This is a genomic window from Wenjunlia tyrosinilytica (genome assembly GCF_014646055.1).
GTDB classification, from domain to species: domain Bacteria; phylum Actinomycetota; class Actinomycetes; order Streptomycetales; family Streptomycetaceae; genus Wenjunlia; species Wenjunlia tyrosinilytica.
The window spans coordinates 138,127-156,522 of record NZ_BMMS01000021.1 but is presented as its reverse complement, the minus strand read 5'-3'; the positions used below and the strand labels follow the sequence as shown (position 1 = coordinate 156,522).

Annotated in this window: 19 protein-coding genes and 1 pseudogene; 14 read left to right on the top strand and 6 right to left on the bottom strand. The window is 72.3% G+C overall.

Annotated features, from left to right (window positions below; genetic code table 11):
* A complete protein-coding gene (gene ndgR / locus IEY86_RS23500; RefSeq protein WP_189133808.1) occupies positions 1 to 717 on the bottom strand; it encodes an IclR family transcriptional regulator NdgR in 717 nt (238 codons plus the stop codon).
* A 164-nt stretch (positions 718 to 881) separates the two neighbouring features.
* Between ndgR and leuC the strand changes: the two genes are divergently transcribed.
* The 4 genes from leuC (at position 882) to IEY86_RS23480 (ending at position 4,016) form a co-directional block, all read left to right on the top strand.
* Positions 882 to 2,303, top strand: coding sequence for a 3-isopropylmalate dehydratase large subunit (gene leuC / locus IEY86_RS23495; RefSeq protein ID WP_189133807.1), 1,422 nt, complete (start codon positions 882 to 884; stop codon positions 2,301 to 2,303).
* 6 nt (positions 2,304 to 2,309) lie between these two features.
* A complete protein-coding gene (gene leuD, locus IEY86_RS23490; RefSeq protein ID WP_189133806.1) occupies positions 2,310 to 2,903 on the top strand; it encodes a 3-isopropylmalate dehydratase small subunit in 594 nt (197 codons plus the stop codon).
* Positions 2,904 to 3,060: 157 nt separating this feature from the next.
* Positions 3,061 to 3,300 (top strand): SCO5555 family protein, encoded by a 240-nt coding sequence (locus tag IEY86_RS23485; protein WP_189133805.1) that lies wholly within the window; start codon positions 3,061 to 3,063, stop codon positions 3,298 to 3,300.
* 125 nt (positions 3,301 to 3,425) lie between these two features.
* The gene (locus IEY86_RS23480) at positions 3,426 to 4,016 is read left to right on the top strand and encodes an HU family DNA-binding protein (RefSeq protein ID WP_189133804.1); all 591 of its coding nucleotides are present in this window, start codon (positions 3,426 to 3,428) and stop codon (positions 4,014 to 4,016) included.
* 298 nt (positions 4,017 to 4,314) lie between these two features.
* On the opposite strand, the gene IEY86_RS36650 is transcribed toward IEY86_RS23480, so the two are convergent.
* Positions 4,315 to 4,536: a hypothetical protein gene (locus IEY86_RS36650; RefSeq protein WP_229698689.1), complete on the bottom strand. Its 222-nt coding sequence runs from the start codon at positions 4,534 to 4,536 to the stop codon at positions 4,315 to 4,317.
* Positions 4,537 to 4,545: 9 nt separating this feature from the next.
* Positions 4,546 to 5,370, bottom strand: coding sequence for a 2-phospho-L-lactate guanylyltransferase (gene cofC, locus IEY86_RS23475; RefSeq protein WP_229698688.1), 825 nt, complete (start codon positions 5,368 to 5,370; stop codon positions 4,546 to 4,548).
* 188 nt (positions 5,371 to 5,558) lie between these two features.
* Between cofC and IEY86_RS23470 the strand changes: the two genes are divergently transcribed.
* From IEY86_RS23470 to IEY86_RS23460, 3 genes are read left to right on the top strand one after another with little or no spacing between them, the layout of a single operon-like run.
* Positions 5,559 to 6,452 (top strand): lysophospholipid acyltransferase family protein, encoded by an 894-nt coding sequence (locus IEY86_RS23470; protein ID WP_189133803.1) that lies wholly within the window; start codon positions 5,559 to 5,561, stop codon positions 6,450 to 6,452.
* A complete protein-coding gene (locus tag IEY86_RS23465; protein ID WP_189133802.1) occupies positions 6,449 to 7,453 on the top strand; it encodes an NAD(P)H-dependent glycerol-3-phosphate dehydrogenase in 1,005 nt (334 codons plus the stop codon). Before IEY86_RS23470 ends, IEY86_RS23465 begins: the two co-directional genes overlap by 4 nt.
* A gap of 60 nt (positions 7,454 to 7,513) precedes the next feature.
* Entirely contained in the window at positions 7,514 to 8,680 is a 1,167-nt protein-coding gene (locus tag IEY86_RS23460; RefSeq protein ID WP_189133801.1) for a D-alanine--D-alanine ligase family protein, read from the top strand.
* 182 nt (positions 8,681 to 8,862) lie between these two features.
* On the opposite strand, the gene IEY86_RS23455 is transcribed toward IEY86_RS23460, so the two are convergent.
* Both IEY86_RS23455 and IEY86_RS23450 read right to left on the bottom strand, forming a co-directional pair.
* Positions 8,863 to 9,375 carry a DUF3515 domain-containing protein gene (locus IEY86_RS23455; protein WP_229698687.1) on the bottom strand — a complete coding sequence of 171 codons (513 nt, stop codon included), beginning with the start codon at positions 9,373 to 9,375 and terminating at the stop codon, positions 8,863 to 8,865.
* Between the two features lie 26 nt (positions 9,376 to 9,401).
* Entirely contained in the window at positions 9,402 to 9,635 is a 234-nt protein-coding gene (locus IEY86_RS23450; RefSeq protein ID WP_189133800.1) for an Lrp/AsnC ligand binding domain-containing protein, read from the bottom strand.
* Positions 9,636 to 9,795: 160 nt separating this feature from the next.
* Here IEY86_RS23450 and IEY86_RS23445 point away from each other — a divergent pair, with 160 nt between their 5' ends.
* Positions 9,796 to 10,755 (top strand): thiamine-phosphate kinase, encoded by a 960-nt coding sequence (locus IEY86_RS23445; RefSeq protein ID WP_189133826.1) that lies wholly within the window; start codon positions 9,796 to 9,798, stop codon positions 10,753 to 10,755.
* 23 nt (positions 10,756 to 10,778) lie between these two features.
* A complete protein-coding gene (gene thiD / locus IEY86_RS23440; RefSeq protein ID WP_189133799.1) occupies positions 10,779 to 11,570 on the top strand; it encodes a bifunctional hydroxymethylpyrimidine kinase/phosphomethylpyrimidine kinase in 792 nt (263 codons plus the stop codon).
* 174 nt (positions 11,571 to 11,744) lie between these two features.
* Here the strand turns inward: thiD and rpmB are convergent.
* Positions 11,745 to 11,855, bottom strand: a pseudogene (gene rpmB / locus IEY86_RS38505) (50S ribosomal protein L28); the annotation flags it as partial.
* 285 nt (positions 11,856 to 12,140) lie between these two features.
* On the opposite strand from rpmB, the gene fakA reads away from it, so the two are divergent.
* The 5 genes from fakA to coaD all read left to right on the top strand — a co-directional run bounded on the left by fakA (position 12,141) and on the right by coaD (position 18,356).
* Complete coding sequence (gene fakA / locus IEY86_RS23430) at positions 12,141 to 13,781, top strand: DAK2 domain-containing protein (protein WP_189133825.1); 1,641 nt, start codon at positions 12,141 to 12,143, stop codon at positions 13,779 to 13,781.
* 37 nt (positions 13,782 to 13,818) lie between these two features.
* The gene (gene recG, locus IEY86_RS23425; protein ID WP_189133798.1) at positions 13,819 to 16,035 is read left to right on the top strand and encodes an ATP-dependent DNA helicase RecG; all 2,217 of its coding nucleotides are present in this window, start codon (positions 13,819 to 13,821) and stop codon (positions 16,033 to 16,035) included.
* 599 nt (positions 16,036 to 16,634) lie between these two features.
* The gene (locus IEY86_RS23420) at positions 16,635 to 17,162 is read left to right on the top strand and encodes a hypothetical protein (RefSeq protein WP_189133797.1); all 528 of its coding nucleotides are present in this window, start codon (positions 16,635 to 16,637) and stop codon (positions 17,160 to 17,162) included.
* A 103-nt stretch (positions 17,163 to 17,265) separates the two neighbouring features.
* Positions 17,266 to 17,829 (top strand): 16S rRNA (guanine(966)-N(2))-methyltransferase RsmD, encoded by a 564-nt coding sequence (gene rsmD / locus IEY86_RS23415; RefSeq protein ID WP_189133796.1) that lies wholly within the window; start codon positions 17,266 to 17,268, stop codon positions 17,827 to 17,829.
* 47 nt (positions 17,830 to 17,876) lie between these two features.
* A complete protein-coding gene (gene coaD / locus IEY86_RS23410; protein WP_229698686.1) occupies positions 17,877 to 18,356 on the top strand; it encodes a pantetheine-phosphate adenylyltransferase in 480 nt (159 codons plus the stop codon).
* Positions 18,357 to 18,396 lie beyond the last annotated feature (40 nt).

Sequence of the window (18,396 nt, the reverse complement as noted above, 5' to 3'; positions counted from 1 at the left end):
TCAGCCCGCGCGGCGCAGGGCCTCGCTGAGGCGGGCGGCGGCGTCGGTCACGGCCTGGGCGTGCATCCGGCCCGGGTGGCGGGTCAGGCGCTCGATCGGGCCGGAGACCGACACGGCGGCCACCACGCGGTTCGAGGGGCCGCGCACGGGCGCGGAGACGGACGCCACGCCCGGCTCGCGCTCGCCGATCGACTGGGCCCAGCCGCGCCGCCGCACACCCGAGAGCGCGGTCGCCGTGAACCGGGCGCCCTGGAGTCCGCGGTGCAGTCGCTCGGGCTCCTCCCAGGCCATGAGCACCTGGGCGGCCGAGCCCGCCTTCATCGGCAGGGTGCTGCCCACCGGGACCGTGTCCCGAAGGCCGGACAGCCGCTCGGCGGCCGCCACGCAGATGCGCATGTCGCCCTGGCGGCGGTAGAGCTGCGCGCTCTCACCGGTGATGTCGCGCAGGTGGGTCAGTACCGGTCCGGCCGTGGCCAGCAGGCGGTCCTCACCGGCCGCCGCGGCCAGTTCGGCCAGGCGCGGACCCAGGATGAACCGCCCCTGCATGTCCCGCGCCACCATCCGGTGGTGTTCCAGCGCCACCGCGAGCCGGTGCGCCGTGGGACGGGCGAGACCGGTCGCGGCGACCAGCCCGGCCAGGGTGGCCGGACCTGATTCGAGAGCTCCGAGAACCAGAGCAGCCTTGTCGAGAACGCCGACGCCGCTAGAGTTGTCCATGAATCGATACTGCGGTCTCATATCGTGAAACGCAAGTTCAAATTTCCGGCGCAGCCGTCAGTCTGGAGGGGTACGCGTTCGGAACCACCGCCTGGGACGAGGGGAACAGACGGTGGAATCACCCACACGAGCAGGTCGGCCGCACACCGACCGGAGGGAAAGCGATGGGACGGACACTCGCGGAGAAGGTCTGGGAAGACCATGTCGTGCGGCGCGCCGAGGGCGAGCCCGACCTCCTGTACATCGACCTGCACCTTCTGCACGAGGTCACCAGCCCCCAGGCGTTCGACGGTCTCCGGCTGAGCGGGCGCACGGTGCGCCGCACCGACCTCACCATCGCCACCGAGGACCACAACACCCCCACCCTCGACATCGACAAACCGATCGCCGACCCGGTCTCGCGCACCCAGTTGGAGACGCTGCGCAAGAACTGCGCCGAGTTCGGTGTCCGCCTGCATCCGCTGGGCGATGTCGAGCAGGGCGTCGTCCACGTCGTGGGACCGCAGCTGGGACTGACCCAGCCCGGCACCACCGTGGTCTGCGGTGACAGCCACACCTCCACGCACGGCGCGTTCGGCGCTCTGGCGTTCGGCATCGGCACCAGCCAGGTCGAGCACGTCCTGGCCACGCAGACGCTGCCGCTGGCCCCCTTCAGGACCATGGCCATCACCGTCGAGGGCGAGCTGCCCGACGGCGTCACCGCCAAGGACCTGATCCTGGCCGTCATCAGCCGGATCGGCACCGGTGGCGGCCAGGGCTACGTCATCGAGTACCGCGGCTCGGCCATCCGCAACCTGTCGATGGAAGCACGCATGACCGTGTGCAACATGTCCATCGAGGCGGGCGCCCGCGCCGGCATGATCGCGCCGGACGAGACCACCTTCGAGTACTTGAAGGGCCGCCCGCACGCTCCCTCCGGGGACGACTGGGACGCCGCCGTCGAGTACTGGAAGACCCTGGCCACCGACGAGGACGCCGTCTTCGACCACGAGGTCTACATCGACGCCTCCGCGCTGTCGCCGTTCGTCACCTGGGGCACCAACCCCGGCCAGGGAGCGCCGCTGAGCGCCTCCGTGCCGGACCCCGCCTCGTTCGACGACGAGAGCGACCGCCACGCCGCGGAGAAGGCGCTGGAGTACATGGGCCTGACGGCCGGTCAGCCGCTGCGCGACATCGCCGTGGACACCGTCTTCGTCGGCTCCTGCACCAACGGCCGCATCGAGGACCTGCGCTCCGCAGCCTCCATCCTGGACGGCCGCCGGGTCGCCGAGGGCCTGCGGATGCTGGTCGTCCCCGGCTCCGTACGGGTCGCCCTCCAGGCGATCGAGGAGGGCCTGGACAAGGTCTTCACCGCCGCGGGCGCCGAATGGCGGCACGCCGGCTGCTCGATGTGCCTGGGCATGAACCCCGACCAGCTCGCCCCCGGTGAGCGCTCGGCGTCCACCTCCAACCGCAACTTCGAGGGGCGGCAGGGCAAGGGCGGCCGCACCCACCTGGTCTCGCCGCAGGTCGCCGCCGCCACCGCGGTGCTCGGCCACCTGGCCTCGCCCGCCGACCTCGACGCTCGCACCCCTGTGGAGGCCTGAGCAGCCATGGAAGCTTTCACCACGCACACCGGCCGGGCCGTACCGCTGCGCCGCAGCAATGTCGACACCGACCAGATCATCCCCGCGCACTGGCTGAAGAAGGTCACGCGCAACGGCTTCGAGGACGGACTGTTCGAGGCCTGGCGCAAGGACCCGTCGTTCGTGCTCAACCACCCCGAGCGGGAGGGCGCGACCGTCCTGGTCGCCGGGCCGGACTTCGGCACGGGCTCCTCGCGCGAGCACGCGGTGTGGGCGCTGCAGAACTACGGCTTCAAGGCCGTGATCTCCTCGCGCTTCGCGGACATCTTCCGCGGCAACTCGCTCAAGAACGGCCTTCTGACCGTGATCCTGCCGCAGGAGACGGTCGAGCGCCTGTGGAAGCTCGTGGAGGCCGACCCGGCCGCCGAGATCACGGTCGACCTCGTCGGGCGCCAGGTGCGCGCCGAGGGTGTCACGGCCGAGTTCGAGCTCAATGAGAACGCCCGCTGGAGGCTGCTGGAAGGGCTGGACGACATCAGCCTGACGCTGCAGAACGAGGACGCGGTGAGCGCCTACGAGGCCGGCCGCCCCTCGTTCAAACCGCGGACGCTGCAGGGCTGACCCCCGACCCGGGCCTCGCCCTCCTCGCCCCCGCGGCAGGAGGGGCCCCGCACACCCCACTGAAGCGCCCCGCCCGACCGGCGGGGCGCTTCGCCGTATCCGCGCGGGTTTTGAGGAGTCTTGGTGGACAACTCCTCACAGATGGCACAATCGGTACATGGACCACGGTGGCGACGGGGAGCTCGAGCTCTACGCGTCCGTCGCCGCCCGGTTGAAGCAGGCACACGCGCGGGTGCGGGCGTTGGACGTCCCCGACGAGGTCTCCGTCGCACTCGCCCGCAAGCTGCTGGTCATCACGGCTGCCGCGAAGCGCGATCTCGCCGACGCGGCAAGGCGCCTGGACCGGCTGATGGACGACCTGGACGCGGGCCGAATCCCCGATCCCGGAACTCCCTGACAGACGAATCCGTTGCGGCAGTAGGGTGATTCGCCCGTTTGGTAATTGATTTGCGGTTTATATCTGCCTAACGTGCGAAAAAGCTTGAACACATTGTTCTGGCCAGGGTTTCCGAAGGGGAAGACGTGAACAAGGCGCAGCTCGTCGAAGCGGTTGCCGACCAGCTCGGCAGTCGAAAGGCCGCCGCTGATGCGGTTGATGCCGTCCTCGACACCATCGTTCGTGCGGTCGTCGCGGGCGACCGGGTCTCGGTCACGGGGTTCGGCTCGTTCGAGAAGGTTGACCGTCCCGCCCGCTACGCGCGCAACCCGCAGACCGGTGAGCGGGTGCGCGTGAAGAAGACCTCGGTGCCGCGCTTCCGGGCGGGCCAGGGATTCAAGGACCTCGTCAGCGGCTCCAAGAAGCTGCCGAAGAGCGGCCCCTCGGTCAAGAAGGCCCCCAAGGGAAGCCTGAGCGGCGGCGTTACCGCCAAGGCCACCACGAAGAGGGCAGCCGCCAAGAAGACGACGGCGAAGAAGACCGTGGCCAAGAAGACCACGGCCGCGGCGAAGAAGACGGCGGCCAAGACGACCGCCAAGAAGTCCGCGGCCAAGAAGACCACGGCGAAGAAGACCACCGCCAAGAAGTCCGCGGCCAAGAAGACCACGGCCAAGAGGACCGCGCCGGCCAAGCGCGCCCGCAAGTCCAGCGGACGCAAGACCGCCGCCAAGCGCTGACCCGTCGGCAGACCCTGGCGGCACAGCTCCCGCATCACCCGTATCACCCGGTACCCGCCATCACCCGCAGCACCGCATTCGGGCCGGACTTCCCCCATGGGAGTCCGGCCCGCGATGTGTCCGCGGACACCCGGTTCGCCGCAAGAGCGCGGACGCGGTGGCGCACGGCCTGCGGCCGGTGCCTCTCCGGGGAGGTCCTCCCTGTGCGACCGGGAGGTCTCGCGGGGACGACCCGCCACCTCCCCCCGGGTGTCTTCGCCCCCGCCCCGGCATTTCCCCGCCTTTCGGCGGGTCCGGCTCAGCCCCCGGCCGGGTCGGGGAAGGTGTGCAGGGTCACATGGACCACCCTGCGCGCCTCGCCCTCGCCCTCGGTGCGGATCCGCACCCGCTGCCCGGGGCGAAGCAGCCGAAGGCCCCCGGCATCGAAGGCCTCCGCGTCGAACGGCACCGCGGTGCCGTCGTCCAGCAGCACACTGCCGGAACGCGTCTCGGGGGAGTACGTGTAAGCCGTCGCCTGCATACGGCGAGCCTACTCCCCGGCCCCGTCCGTGCCGGTCGCGGCCCGGTCGGCCGCGAGGGAGGCGGGGAGGGGGGCGGCGAGTGGGGCGGCGAACTCCTCCAGGCCCGAGGCCGCCTCCCGGGTACGGGGCCCCACTCCCAGGCGCAGCGCGGCCCGCAGATCCTCGGCGGTGTCCACGTCCTGCCGTACCGAGCCGACGCCGCCGAGCGCCGGGCCGCGATGCCCGGCCCCCGCCCTCGCGGGGTCACGGCGACTGCCATCGCGGGTGCCGCCCTCCAGGGCCAGGTCCACCGCCCCCGACGCCCGGTGACCGGCCCGGGAGCCCTCCCCGAACGCCGGGCGCAGCGCCACACCGGGCCGGGCCGCCAGCAGGGTCGTACCGACACCGGCCGCGTCCGCCAGGAACGCCCTCGGCCAGCGCGCCGCCGCCTCCAGCACCCGTTCCAGTTCCTCGGGCCGCAGGGCGGGAAGGTCGGCGTTCAGCGCGGCCACCGGGGCGTCGGGGCGGGCGGCCCTTGTCCTGGCCTCACCGTGCGCCAGAGCGGCGTTGAGCCCGCTGCCCGGAAGGTCGGGCACCACGGTCGCGCCGAGCGCGCGCAGCGCCTGCCGCGCCTGCGGGTCGTCCGTGACAACCATCACCCCGCCCACCGCCGGGCAGCGCAGCGCCGCCGCCACGGTGTCCTGCGCGAACGCCAGCGCGAGCCCCGCACGCAGTTCGCCCGCGACCGCGTGGAGGCGGCTCTTCGCCAGCGACAGCGGCTTCAGCGGCAGCACGAGGGACCAGGCGACGCGCCGAGACGCGTCCCTGGAACCCGGTGTCCCGAAAACTGGCATCGACGTCATTGTCTCCGCAGCCGGGAGGGTGTGCGGCGGCAGCCGGTCCCGCCGCGCCGGGAGCCGCGGGTTACGGTGGGCTTTCTCGACAGACCGCGAACCCGGGTCCACACTTGTGCGGCTGCCCGAGGGCAGCGCAGGAAGAGGCCGTGGCGCGCAGCACGCGGCGAAACGAGGAGGGTGTTCGGGTGTCCCGCCGCAGAATCGGCTTCTGGTACCGCTTGGCAGCGATCATCTGCAAACCGCTGCTGGTGGTTCTCTTCAAGCGGGACTGGCGCGGAATGGAGCACATTCCCGCCGCGGGCGGATTCATCACAGTTGTGAACCACAACTCGTATCTCGATCCGCTGTCCTATGCCCACTTCCAGTACAACAGCGGCCGCGTCCCGCGATTCCTGGCGAAGGCCGGTCTTTTCAAGGCCCCGTTCGTCGGCATGATGCTCCGCGGCACGGGCCAGATCCCGGTCTACCGCGAGTCCACCGACGCCGCCACCGCCTTCAAGGCCGCCGTCGACGCGGTCAACTCCGGCGAATGCGTGGCGGTGTACCCCGAGGGCACGCTCACCCGCGATCCGGACCTGTGGCCGATGACCGGGAAGACCGGCGCGGCCCGGATCGCCCTGATGACCGGAGCCCCCGTGGTGCCCGTCGCCCAGTGGGGCGCCCACGAGGCCATGCCGCCGTACGCCAAGGAGAAGAGGCTGCGCCTCTTCCCCCGCAAGACCTTCAGGGTGCTGGCCGGGCCGCCGGTGGACCTGTCGGCCTACCTGGGCAAGGATCCGACGGTCGACGTGCTGCGCGGTGCCACCGACACGATCATGGAGTCGGTGACGGCGCTGCTGGCCGAGCTGCGTGACGAGCCCGCCCCCACCGGCAGCTACGACGAGCGCCGCAGGATCGCCGCGGCCGCCGCCAAGCGGCAGATTCTGGAGCGCTCGGAGAAGAAGCAGGTGGCCGCGGCCCCCGCCCCGGCCGACACCGCCGGCGCCAACGGGGCCGCGAAGCCCGGCACCAACGGGGCCGCGAAGCCCGGCACCGCCGAGGCCGCGAGGACCGCGGAGACCGGGGAGAGCAGCCAGTGAGCACGCGCGTGGCGGTGTACGGCACGGGTTCGTGGGGGACGACCTTCGGCATGGTCCTCGCCGACGCCGGATGCGAGGTGACCTTGTGGGGACGGCGCGCCGACCTCGTCGAAGCGGTCAACACCACCCGCGTCAACCCCGACTACCTGCCGGGGATCGAGCTGCCCGAGCGGGTGCGGGCCACCACCGATCCGGTGGCCGCCGCCGAGGGCGCCGAGTTCGCCGTACTCGCCGTTCCCTCCCAGACCCTGCGCGAGAACCTCGCCCAGTGGGCGCCCGCGTTCGCCCCCGACACCGTGCTGGTCTCCCTCATGAAGGGCGTCGAACTCGGCACGGCCAAGCGCATGAGCGAGGTCATCGAGGAGGTCGCCAAGGCGTCCCCCGACCGGGTGGCCGTGCTCAGCGGCCCCAACCTGGCCAAGGAGATCGCCGGCCGCCAGCCCGCCGCCAGCGTTGTCGCCTGCCGCGACGAGAGTGTGGCCCAGCGGCTTCAGACCGCCTGCCACACGGCCTACTTCCGCCCCTACACCAACACCGATGTCGTCGGGTGCGAGCTCGGCGGCGCGGTGAAGAACGTCATCGCGCTCGCGGTGGGCATCGCCGACGGCATGGGGCTGGGCGACAACACCAAGGCATCGCTGATAACCCGGGGCCTGGCCGAGACCACCCGCCTGGGCATCGCCATGGGCGCGGACGCCCACACCTTCGCGGGGCTGGCCGGTTTGGGCGACCTCGTGGCCACGTGCTCCTCGCCCCTGTCGCGCAACCACACCTTCGGCACCAACCTCGGCCGCGGTATGACGCTGGAGGAGACCATCGCGGTCACCCGGCAGACCGCCGAAGGCGTGAAGTCCTGCGAATCCGTGCTCGACCTGGCGCAGCGACACGGCGTCGACATGCCCATCACGGAGACCGTCGTGGCCATCGTGCACAACGGCAAGCCGCCGCTGGTGAGCCTGAAGGAGCTCATGTCCCGTTCGGCGAAGCCCGAGCGACGGTGAGTGACCGCGGCGCGCTGGACGCTGACTTGACCGATACCGCGCGATAGTCTCGACCGCGACATGAGCAATCAGCCTTCCTCCCAGAGCCCCGACCAGAGCCCCGCGGCCCCGCTCCGCAAGCCGCGCGTCGCCGTCGTCTTCGGCGGACGCAGCTCCGAGCACGGAGTGTCCGTGGTCACCGCCGCCAGCGTGCTGCGCGCCATCGACAGGTCGAAGTACGACGTGCTTCCCATCGGCATCACCGCCGACGGCCGCTGGGCCCTGACGGCCGACGAGCCCGACCGCATGGGCATCACCGACCGCAAGATGCCGAGCGTCGAGCAGGTCCGCGACCACGAGGGCGCCGTGGTGCTCCCCGTCGACCCCGGCAACCGCGAGGTCGTCTACTCCGAGCCCGGCTCCGTGCCCAAGGCGCTCGGCGAGGTCGACGTGGTCTTCCCGATGCTGCACGGCCCCTACGGCGAGGACGGCACCCTCCAGGGCCTGCTGGAGCTCTCCGGCGTCCCCTACGTCGGCTCCGGAGTGCTCTCCAGCGCCGTCGGCATGGACAAGGAGTACATGAAGCGGGTCTTCACCTCGTTCGGGCTGCCCGTCGGCCCCTACACGGTGATCCGCCCCCGCGAGTGGGAGAAGGACCCCTCCGCCGCGCACGCCCGTGTCGTCGGCTTCGCCGCGGACCACGGGTGGCCGGTGTTCGTGAAGCCCGCCCGCGCCGGCTCCAGCATGGGCATCACCAAGGTCGACCGCGTCGAGGACCTCGACGAGGCGATCGAGCAGGCCCGCCGCCACGACCCCAAGGTGCTGATCGAGGCACTGCTGCGCGGCCGTGAGATCGAGTGCGGCGTGCTGGAGTTCGAGGACGGGCCGCGCGCGAGCGTGCCCGCCGAGATCCCGCCGGTGACCGCCCACGACTTCTACGACTTCGAGGCGAAGTACATCGACTCCGCCGAGGGGCTGGTGCCCGCGCCGCTCACCCCCGAGCAGACCGCCCGGGTGCAGGAGTTGGCCGTCCAGGCGTTCGACGCGGCCTCCTGCGAGGGGCTGGTGCGCGCCGACTTCTTCCTGCTCGACAGCGGCGAGTTCGTCATCAACGAGATCAACACCATGCCGGGCTTCACCCCGATCTCGATGTACCCGCGCATGTGGCAGGAGAGCGGCGTCTCCTATCCCGAGCTCATCGACCTGCTGGTGCGGGCCGCCCTGCGCCGCTCCACCGGCCTGCGCTGAGCTCCACCGGCCCCTCGGGCCACCGGCCTGCGCTGAGCTCCGCCGACCCCCTCGGGCCACCGGCCTGCGCTGAGCTCCACCGGCCCCCTCGGGCCCGGCTCCGGGCATCCGCCCGGGGCAGGCGCTCGCCGCAGCCGTTCGGGCGGCGCCGCTCGTCGGAGGCGAGGCGGTCCGGCCGCTCGTCACAGCCGTTCGGGCACGGTCTTTTTCACCGCGTCGGCGAGGTCGAGCAGGGCATCGGGGTAGCCGGGCGCGTAGTCGCGGGGCACCCACACCTCCACATTCGCCTCGCGCTCCACGGTGACGAACCGGACCCCCTCGCGCGACTTCCGCGGCAGCCAGTAGACGCCGTTGGCCCCCACCGACGGGGCGGACGGGTTGTAGTCTTCGGTGCCGGGCGTCAGCTCGGACGGCAGCGGGACCCCGCAGCGCAGCACCACGGGCTTGCCGCCCCAGGCCGCGGTCAGATCGGAGTCGGGGTCGGTGCCGCGGCGCTCGAGTCCGTTCACCTTGTCCGGCAGAGCGCGGTGCAGCGCCTTGCACAACCGTGCCGTGGCGCCATCGGGGGAGGGCGGGGGCTCCGTATCGACAGCGCCCCCGGAGCAGCCGGTCAGCGAGAGCAGCAGACCGGCTGCGCACAGGGGCGCGGACCAGAACCAGGTGCGGAACCGCGGCCGGTGGTTTCGATGTCTCACCGGCCGAGCATAGACGGGGGCTGGAACTAGATATGGACCACGGGGCAGGTCAGGGTGCGTGTGATGCCCTCCACCTGCTGGACCTTGGCGACCACCAGTTGTCCCAGTTCGTCCACGGTCTCCGCTTGCGCTCGGACGATGACGTCATAGGGTCCCGTGACGTCCTCCGCCGTGATCACTCCAGTGATTTTGGAGATCGTCTCGGCGACCGACGACGCCTTGCCGACCTCTGTCTGGATCAGGATGTATGCCTGTACCACGAACGACCTCCAGGCAGGCGCGTACGAGGATCATGTGGATGGGGACGCAACGGTACCGCGTCACCGATTGAGGCGGGGAGACCTCAGCAGGCGGGTGGCGGGCGGCGGGCCGCCCGGACACGGAATTCAGGATCGGGAGAGGCTCGGGAGAGGCATGGAGATGAAGGGCACCGTCGGCGAGCTGGGGGAGTTCGGGTTGATCCGGGAGCTGACCGCCCGGCTGCCCAGCACCCCCGCGGTCGAGCTCGGCCCCGGGGACGACGCGGCGGTCGTGGCCGCCCCCGATCAGCGCGTGGTGGCCACCACGGACATCCTGCTCGAGGGCAGGCACTTCCGCCGGGACTGGTCGACCGCGTACGACGTGGGCCGCAAGGCAGCCGCGCAGAACCTCGCCGACGTCGCGGCCATGGGGGCGGTGCCCACCGCGCTCCTGCTCGGCCTCGTCGTCCCCGCCGACCTGCCCGCGACCTGGCCGGTCGAGCTGATGGACGGCATCCGCGACGAGTGCCATGTGGCGGGGGCTGCCGTGGTCGGCGGCGACGTGGTGCGCGGGGACGTGATCACGGTGGCCATCACGGCGCTGGGCGACCTGCGCGGCAAGGACGCGGTCACCCGCTCCGGCGCCAAGCCGGGGGACGTCGTCGCGGTGACCGGCTGGCTCGGCTGGTCCGCCGCCGGGCACGCGGTGCTCTCGCGCGGATTCCGGTCCCCGCGCGCGTTCGTCGAGGCCCACCGCCGCCCCGAACCGCCGTACCACGCGGGCCCGGCGGCCGCCGAGCTCGGCGCCACCTCCATGACCGACGTCAGCGACGGCCTCGTGGCCGACCTCGGGCACATCGCGGAGGCCAGCGAAGTGCGGATCGACCTGAAGGCCGCCGACTTCGACGTCCCCGCCCAGATGTCCGACATCGGCCAGGCGGTCGGTGTGGACCCGCTCCAGTGGGTGCTGTCCGGGGGCGAGGACCACGCCATCGTGGCCACCTTCCCGCCGGAGGTGAAGCTGCCGGCGCGCTGGCGGGTCATCGGCGAGGTCGGCCGCGCCGGGGGCAAGCCGCAGGTGACCGTGGACGGCGCCCCGTGGGACACCGCGGGCGGCTGGGACCACTTCGGCGAGCAGTAGGACGACGCGTTAGGTTCGCAGGTATGCAGACACCTCCTCGCGTACTGACCGTCGCCGGCTCCGACTCCGGGGGCGGGGCGGGCATTCAGGCGGACCTGAAGACCATGCTGGCCCTCGGGGTGCACGGCATGAGCGTGATCGCTGCGGTGACCGCCCAGAACTCCGTGGGAGTCCAGGGGTACTGGGAGTTGCCCGCCGAGGCGGTGCGGCAGCAGTTCCGCAGCGTCGTCGACGACATAGGCGTCGACGCCATCAAGACCGGCATGCTGGCGTCGGCGGAGCTGGTGGAGACGGTGGCGGGGCTGCTCGCCGACGCCGAGGTGCCGGTGGTGGTCGACCCGGTGGGCGTCTCCAAGCACGGCGACCCCCTGCTCGCCGCCGAGGCCGTGGACACCGTCCGCACCCGGCTCCTGCCCGTCGCCACGGTCGTCACCCCGAACCTCTACGAGGTCGAACAGCTCACGGGGGTGAAGGTGACCGGCGAGAGCACCATGCGCGAGGCCGCGGAGGCGGTGCTGGCGTTCGGGCCGAAATGGGCGCTGATCAAGGGCGGCCACCTGGAGGGGGAGGCGGCGGACCTGCTCTTCGACGGCCGTCGGGAGCACTGGTTCCGCGCCGAGCGCCACGACAACCGGCACACGCACGGCACCGGATGCACGCTCGCCAGCGCGGTGGCCTCGTTCCTCGCCATGGGGAACGAGCCGCCGCAGGCCGTGGCCGCCGCCAAGGAGTACATCACCGGGGCCATAAGGGGCGGCTTCCCGCTGGGCGCGGGCATAGGCCCGGTGGACCACGGCTGGCGCAGCCGGGACTGAGGCCGCGCGGGCGGCGCGTGTCGAGGCGCGGACAGCAGAAAGCCGGCCCACCCACAGGTGGACCGGCTCAAAGCCTCGGTGAAACCGGCTGCCTACGCGTCAGCGCGAGACCTTGCCGGCCTTGATGCACGAGGTGCAGACGTTGAGCCGCTTCGGCGTCCGACCGACCACGGCACGCACCGTCTGGATGTTGGGGTTCCAACGACGGCGAGTACGGCGGTGCGAGTGCGAAATGTTGTTGCCGAAGCCCGGCCCCTTGCCGCAGACGTCGCAGTTGGCAGCCACGGGTCACTCCAAAGACTTCAGGATCACTTACGGTGAATTTCCCGGCAGTGACCGAACGTCCTTCGACGCGACCGGTCGGTTACCGAGGGTTTGAGGGCCCGATGTGTATCGGGCAACCGGAGAAGCATACAACGGCCTCTCCCGAACAGCGAAACTACCATGACCAGGGACAGCTCTTCCCCGAGGGCGATCCGGCTTGGCAAGCAGCCCGGCGGCTACGATCGGCCGCTGGCCAACTGGGCCGTCCCGCCGGACGCGCCCCTGGGAGGAGAACCGGTGCAGGACATGCTCGACGCACCCGCGGTGCGGGCCTGGTGCCATCTGGCACTGGACGCACTCGGCCAGGCGCGCGAGGAGATCGACGCGATCAACGTCTACCCCGTGCCGGACGGGGACACCGGGACCAACCTCTACCTGACCGTCGAGTCCGCCGCGCAGGCCGTCGACGCGGTCTTCAGCGGATACGGCACCTCCGACGAGAGCCCGTCCTTCGGCGACGTCGTCCGCGCGATGGCCCATGGCGCGCTCATCGGCGCGCGCGGCAACTCCGGCGTGATCCTGGCCCAGTTGCTGCGCGGCATGAGCGAGGTCCTCGCGCCCGACGGCGACGGATCGCCGTGCGACGCGGACCAGCTGCGCCGGGCGCTGCGCCGGGCCGCCGCCTCCGCCTACGAGGCCGTCGCCCACCCCGTCCAGGGGACCGTGCTCACCGTCGCCTCCGCCGCGGCCACCGCCGCCGAGGCAGAGCCGGGCGGCCTGGCCGCCGTGGCCCGCGCCGCCCACCAGGGCGCCCGCACCGCGCTCGCCGCCACCCCCGATCAGCTCCAGGCCCTCGCCAAGGCGGGCGTCGTGGACGCCGGAGGACGCGGCCTCGTCGCCGTCCTCGCGGCGCTGGCCGACGCCGCCGTCGGCGACACCCCCATGGGCCCGCTGGCGTACGTACAGGGGCCGCCCGCGCACGGGATCGCCCCCGCCGGATGCGACCGGGGCGATCCGCACGCCGTCCCCGGCGGGCCCGCGTTCGAGGTGATCTACCTCCTCGACGCGACCGACGCCGCCCTGCCCGCCCTGCGCGCCAAGCTCGACCGGCTCGGCGACTCCCTCGTCGTGGTCGGCGGCGGAGGGCTGTGGAAGGTCCATGTGCACGTGGACGACGCGGGCGCCGCCGTCGAGGCCGGGATAGAGGCCGGGCGGCCGCACCGCATCCGCATCACCCACTTCGGCGCCGCGGCGGCCCCCGGCCGGCACGAGCCGGGGGAGCGCGCGCTGCGCGCCGTCGTCGCCGTGGTCGAGGGCGACGGCCTCGCCCGGCTCTACACCCGCGCCGGGGCCACCGTCCTGCTCGCCGAGCCCGACCAGCCGCCCGCCAGCGGGGACCTGGCGGGGGCCATCCGCCGCGCCCACGCCCGCGAGGTCGTCCTCCTCCCCAACGACGCCTCGCTGCGCAACACCGCCGCGGTCGCCGCCGAGCGCGCCCGCCAGGACGGGGTCCGCGTCGCCCTCATCCCCACCCGTTCCGTCGTCCAGGGCATCGCCGCACTCGCCGTCCACGAGCCCGCCCACCGCTTCGACGAGGACGTGGTCGCCATGACCGCGGCCGCCGGCGCCACCCGCCACGCCCAGCTCGCCATCGCCGAGAGCCAGTCCTGGACCATGGCCGGCGTCTGCCAGGCCGGGGACGTTCTCGGGCTCATCGACGGCGACGTGGCCGTGATCGGCGCCGAGGTGGCCGCCACCGCCACCACCCTGCTCGACCGCATGCTCGCGGCGGGCGGCGAGATGGTCACCCTCGTGGTCGGCGCCACCGCTCCCGAAGGCCTCGCCGAGCGGCTCGAGGCCCATGTCCACGACCACCACCTCGCGGTCGACACGGTCGTCTACCACGGCGGCCAGGAGACCTGCCCGCTGCTCATCGGCGTCGAGTGACCCCTTCTGTCGCCGCCGTGGTGTGAAATGGGCAGCGATGGCTGCCCTGGAGATGAGCTTGAGCAAACTCGTCGGCGACCGCACGTCGAAAGTGCTGGCCGACGCCCTCGACCTGCGCACGGTCGGGGACCTGCTGCACCACTATCCGCGCCGCTACGCCGAGCGCGGTGAGCTGACCAGCCTCACCGACCTCGTCGTCGACGAGCACGTCACCGTCGTCGCACAGATCGCCAAGGTCACCAAGGTCCCCTTCCGGGGCCGCAGGGGCGACCGGCTCGACGTGGTCGTCACCGACGGCCGGGGTTCGCTCACCCTGGTCTTCTTCAACCAGGGCTGGCGGGAGCGGGAGCTGCGTCCGGGCATGCGCGGGCTGTTCGCGGGCAAGGTCACCGTCTTCAACCGGACCCGGCAGCTCGCCCACCCCGACTACCAGCTCCTCGACGCGGACGCCGACTCCTCCACCGCCGAGCGGTTCGCGAACCGGCTGATCCCCGTCTACCCGGCCGCCGCCAAGATGCAGTCGTGGAAGATCGCGCAGTGCGTGGAGGTGGCCCTCGACTCGCTGAACGCCTCCTCGTGGGAGGGGGTGGGCGAGCCGCTGCCCGGCGCGCTGCGTGAGTCGCGCGGGCTCATCCCGCTGCCCGAGGCGCTGGAGAAGGTCCACCGGCCGCGCGGCAGGGCGGAGGTCGAGCAGGCGCGCTCACGGCTGAAGTGGGACGAGGCCTTCGTCCTCCAAGTGGCGCTCGCCCGGCGCCGTCTCGCCGACTCCTCGCTGCCCGCCGTGCCGAGGCGCCCACGTGAGGACGGGCTGCTGGCCGCCTTCGACGAGCGGCTGCCGTTCACCCTCACCGAAGGCCAGGAGACGGTCTGCGGGGAGATCCTCGCGGATCTCGCCACCGACCACCCGATGCACCGGCTCCTCCAGGGCGAGGTGGGCTCCGGCAAGACCATGGTGGGGCTCCGGGCGATGCTCACGGTCGTCGACAGCGGTGGGCAGGCGGCCATGCTCGCTCCCACGGAGGTGCTGGCCCAGCAGCACCACCGGTCCATCGTGGAGATGATGGGCCCGCTGGCGGAGGCCGGGATGCTCGGTGGCTCCGCCGAGGGCACCAAGGTCGTGCTCCTGACGGGCTCGATGGGAGCGGCGGCACGCAAGCGCGCCCTGCTCGACCTGGTCACGGGGGAGGCCGGGATCGTGGTCGGGACGCACGCGCTCATCGAGGACAAGGTGAAGTTCCACGACCTCGGCCTCGTGGTCGTGGACGAGCAGCACCGCTTCGGAGTCGAGCAGCGGGACGCGCTGAGGGCCAAGGCGGAGCGGCCACCTCACCTGCTCGTGATGACCGCGACCCCGATTCCGCGCACGGTGGCCATGACGGTCTTCGGCGACCTGGAGACCTCGGTCCTGGACCAGCTCCCGTCCGGCCGCTCCCCGATCGCCACGCATGTCGTGCCCGCCAAGGAGAAGCCGCACTTCCTCTCCCGGGCGTGGGACCGCGTCCGCGAGGAGGTGGAGAACGGCCACCAGGCCTACGTGGTGTGCCCCCGCATCGGCGACGAGGAGGAGCCGCCCGCGAAGGGGCGGCGCAAGGCTTCCGACGACGAGGTGGACGACGTCGGCGCCGACGCGGAGGAACGGCGCCCGCCGCTCGCCGTGGTCGACATCCTCGAGCAGGTGCGGGAGGGCCCGCTGCGCGGGCTCCGTGTGGAGCCACTGCACGGCCGGATGCACCCGGACGCCAAGGACGACGTGATGCGGCGCTTCACCGCGGGCGAGGTGGACGTGCTCGTCGCCACGACCGTGATCGAGGTGGGGGTGAACGTGCCCAACGCCACGGCCGTGGTGATCATGGACGCCGACCGTTTCGGCGTCTCCCAGCTCCACCAGCTGCGCGGCCGCGTGGGCCGGGGCAGCGCCCCGGGCCTGTGCCTGCTGGTGAGCGAGATGCCGGGCGGCAGCCCGGCCCGGCAGCGCCTCGACGCGGTGGCGGGCACCCTGGACGGCTTCGAGCTGTCGAGGATCGACCTGGAGCAACGCCGCGAGGGCGACGTCCTGGGCCAGGCCCAGTCCGGCAGCCGCTCCTCACTGAGGATGCTGGCGGTGATCCAGGACGAAGACGTCATCGAAGCCGCCCGCGAGGAAGCCACCACGCTGGTAGCGGCGGACCCCGACCTGGCATCCCACCCCGACTTGAGAACCGCCCTGACCAGCCTCCTGAACGCCGACCGGGCGGAGTACTTGGAGAAGGGCTAGCAGCGCGCCGCCCTTGCCCGCGGGTCCGCTCGGGGCGGGCGGCGAGCCCCGGCCCCGCCGAGGCGGCTCTCGCGTCGGCGCGCGGGGCCGCTCGGGAGCCGGTGGTGAGCTACCCGGGTCCGCCGTGGCCGCACGGCCGCGGGGTTTCGGCCCGCCGGGTCCGCTCGGGGGCGTGCGGCGGCCCGCGGCCCCGCTGAGGCGGCCGAGGTGGGCGGCGCGCCGTGCTCTGTGCGGTCCCGGCGGTTGCCGGGGTACCGCTGGTTCTCCTGTCTCGTGCTCCTCTGCCGTGTCCCTGCCGCGCGTTCGGCCGAGGCGGCGCTCGCGTCGGCGCGCGGGTCCGCTCGGGGGGCGTGCGGCGGCCCCCGGGCCCGCCGACGGGGCCGAGGTGGGCGGCGTCACGCTGCGCTGTCGGCGCTGCCGTACCTTTGGCCCGCCTCCTTCCGCCGTCGGGGCGCCGGGGTCGGCCCGGGGGCCGACCCCGCTCCCTCCGTATGGGATCTGACGGCACGTCAGGATTGTCGGACCTGCGCGGCACAATGGGACCAGTCCGAGCCGATCCGCCAGGGAATCGGCATGGTTGGGCATTTGGGGGCTGGAAAATGGCGTTTCGTCATCTCAATGAACTGCCGCTGGGCGACAAGGTCTTCCGGATCGAGCTCGCCAGCGACGACGACAGCACGGTGACCCTCAATCTCACCGGTTGGCGGGAGGACGCGGAAGGCGGCACCGCCGAGCCCATCGCCGGCGGGGAGCTCACGATGCCCATGCAGGACGTCGCCGCCCTGCGCATCGCGCTCAACCGCGCGCTGCGCGCCCTCGCCATCGTCGCCGAGGTGGCCGAGCCCATTCCGGACCGCGACGTCCTGCGCGAGCTCTTCCCCGGGCACGGCGCCCCGTGGGTCCCGCAGCACGAGGAGGAGCTGCTGCGCCGCTTCCACGACGGCGACACCATCGCCCGGATAGCCGCCCGCTTCGGGCGTACCCCGGACTCCGTGCGCACCAAGCTGCGTGAGCTCGGGCACGAGCCGCGCCGCCCGGAGTACTGCCCGCCCGACGGCTGCCTGTCGTGGTCGCGCTACGCCTCGCCCGCCCTCCTGGGCACACCGCAGGAGCAGGCGGAGGGCTGACGCCCAGCCGCCGCGGGGCGGCGCGCGAAGTGCGGCCCGCGCCCGATAATGGACGGGCGCGGGCTGCGCGCACCCATGCCGAAGGCCGAAGGAAGCGACTCTCATGACCCGCGTGATCGCCGGAGCGGCGGGCGGCCGCCGCCTGGCCGTGCCTCCAGGGCAGGGCACCCGCCCGACCTCCGACCGGGCACGCGAAGGACTGTTCTCCACCTGGGAGTCGCTGCGCGGCGGTCTGCGCGGTGCACGGGTGCTCGACCTCTACGGCGGCTCCGGAGCCGTAGGACTCGAGGCCCTCTCCCGCGGGGCGGAGCACGTCCTCCTCGTCGAGGCCGACTCACGCGCCGCCCGTACCATCCGGGAGAACGTCCGCGCCGTCGGCCTGCCCGGCGCCGAGGTCCGCGCGGCCAAGGCCGAGCGGATCGCGGCGGCCGGGGCCCCGCGGACTCCGTACGACGTCGTCTTCCTCGACCCGCCGTACTCGATGGCGGACGACGACGTACGGGAGATCCTCCTCACACTCCTCGTGGAGGGGTGGCTCGACGAGGGCGCGCTGGCCACCGTGGAACGCAGCAGCAGGGGCGGAGAGTTTCACTGGCCGGCCGGTTTCGAGGCGCTGCGGGCCCGTCGTTACGGCGAGGGCACGCTTTGGTACGGTCGCGCCGCATGACGGGCGGGGCGGGCCGCCGTCATACGTCGGAGAGCGAGGAATCACCAGTGCGCCGAGCCGTCTGTCCGGGTTCGTTCGACCCCATCACCAACGGCCACCTCGACATCATCGCGCGGGCCGCCAAGCTCTACGACGTCGTCCACGTCGCGGTGATGATCAACAAGGCGAAGCAGGGCCTGTTCACCGTCGAGGAGCGGATAGCGCTCATCGAGGAAGTCACCGCCGAATTCGGGAATGTCGAGGTGGAGGCGTTCCACGGCCTCCTCGTCGACTTCTGCAAGCAGCGCGACATCCCCGCGATCGTCAAGGGGCTGCGAGCCGTCAGCGACTTCGACTACGAGTTGCAGATGGCCCAGATGAACAACGGCCTGTCCGGCGTGGAGACCCTGTTCGTCCCCACCAACCCCACCTACAGCTTCCTGTCCTCCAGCCTGGTCAAGGAGGTGGCCACATGGGGCGGAGACGTCTCGCACCTCGTTCCGCCCACGGTGCTGGCCGCGCTGCGCAGGAAGCTGGCTTCGGACTGACCTCCGCTCGAGCGGCCCGGTGGTCGTAGAGTCTTCCTCG

Bases quoted from the DNA above. Each gene is read 5' to 3' on its own strand.
- IEY86_RS23485 (WP_189133805.1), top strand. From the start codon at position 3,061: ATGGACCACGGTGGCGACGGGGAGCTCGAGCTCTACGCGTCCGTCGCC.
- fakA (WP_189133825.1), top strand. From the start codon at position 12,141: ATGCTCGACGCACCCGCGGTGCGGGCCTGGTGCCATCTGGCACTGGAC.
- leuC (WP_189133807.1), top strand. From the start codon at position 882: ATGGGACGGACACTCGCGGAGAAGGTCTGGGAAGACCATGTCGTGCGG.
- thiD (WP_189133799.1), top strand. From the start codon at position 10,779: ATGCAGACACCTCCTCGCGTACTGACCGTCGCCGGCTCCGACTCCGGG.
- leuD (WP_189133806.1), top strand. From the start codon at position 2,310: ATGGAAGCTTTCACCACGCACACCGGCCGGGCCGTACCGCTGCGCCGC.
- IEY86_RS23445 (WP_189133826.1), top strand. From the start codon at position 9,796: ATGAAGGGCACCGTCGGCGAGCTGGGGGAGTTCGGGTTGATCCGGGAG.
- IEY86_RS36650 (WP_229698689.1), bottom strand. From the start codon at position 4,536: ATGCAGGCGACGGCTTACACGTACTCCCCCGAGACGCGTTCCGGCAGT.
- rsmD (WP_189133796.1), top strand. From the start codon at position 17,266: ATGACCCGCGTGATCGCCGGAGCGGCGGGCGGCCGCCGCCTGGCCGTG.
- recG (WP_189133798.1), top strand. From the start codon at position 13,819: ATGGCTGCCCTGGAGATGAGCTTGAGCAAACTCGTCGGCGACCGCACG.
- cofC (WP_229698688.1), bottom strand. From the start codon at position 5,370: ATGCCAGTTTTCGGGACACCGGGTTCCAGGGACGCGTCTCGGCGCGTC.
- IEY86_RS23420 (WP_189133797.1), top strand. From the start codon at position 16,635: ATGGCGTTTCGTCATCTCAATGAACTGCCGCTGGGCGACAAGGTCTTC.
- ndgR (WP_189133808.1), bottom strand. From the start codon at position 717: ATGGACAACTCTAGCGGCGTCGGCGTTCTCGACAAGGCTGCTCTGGTT.
- IEY86_RS23460 (WP_189133801.1), top strand. From the start codon at position 7,514: ATGAGCAATCAGCCTTCCTCCCAGAGCCCCGACCAGAGCCCCGCGGCC.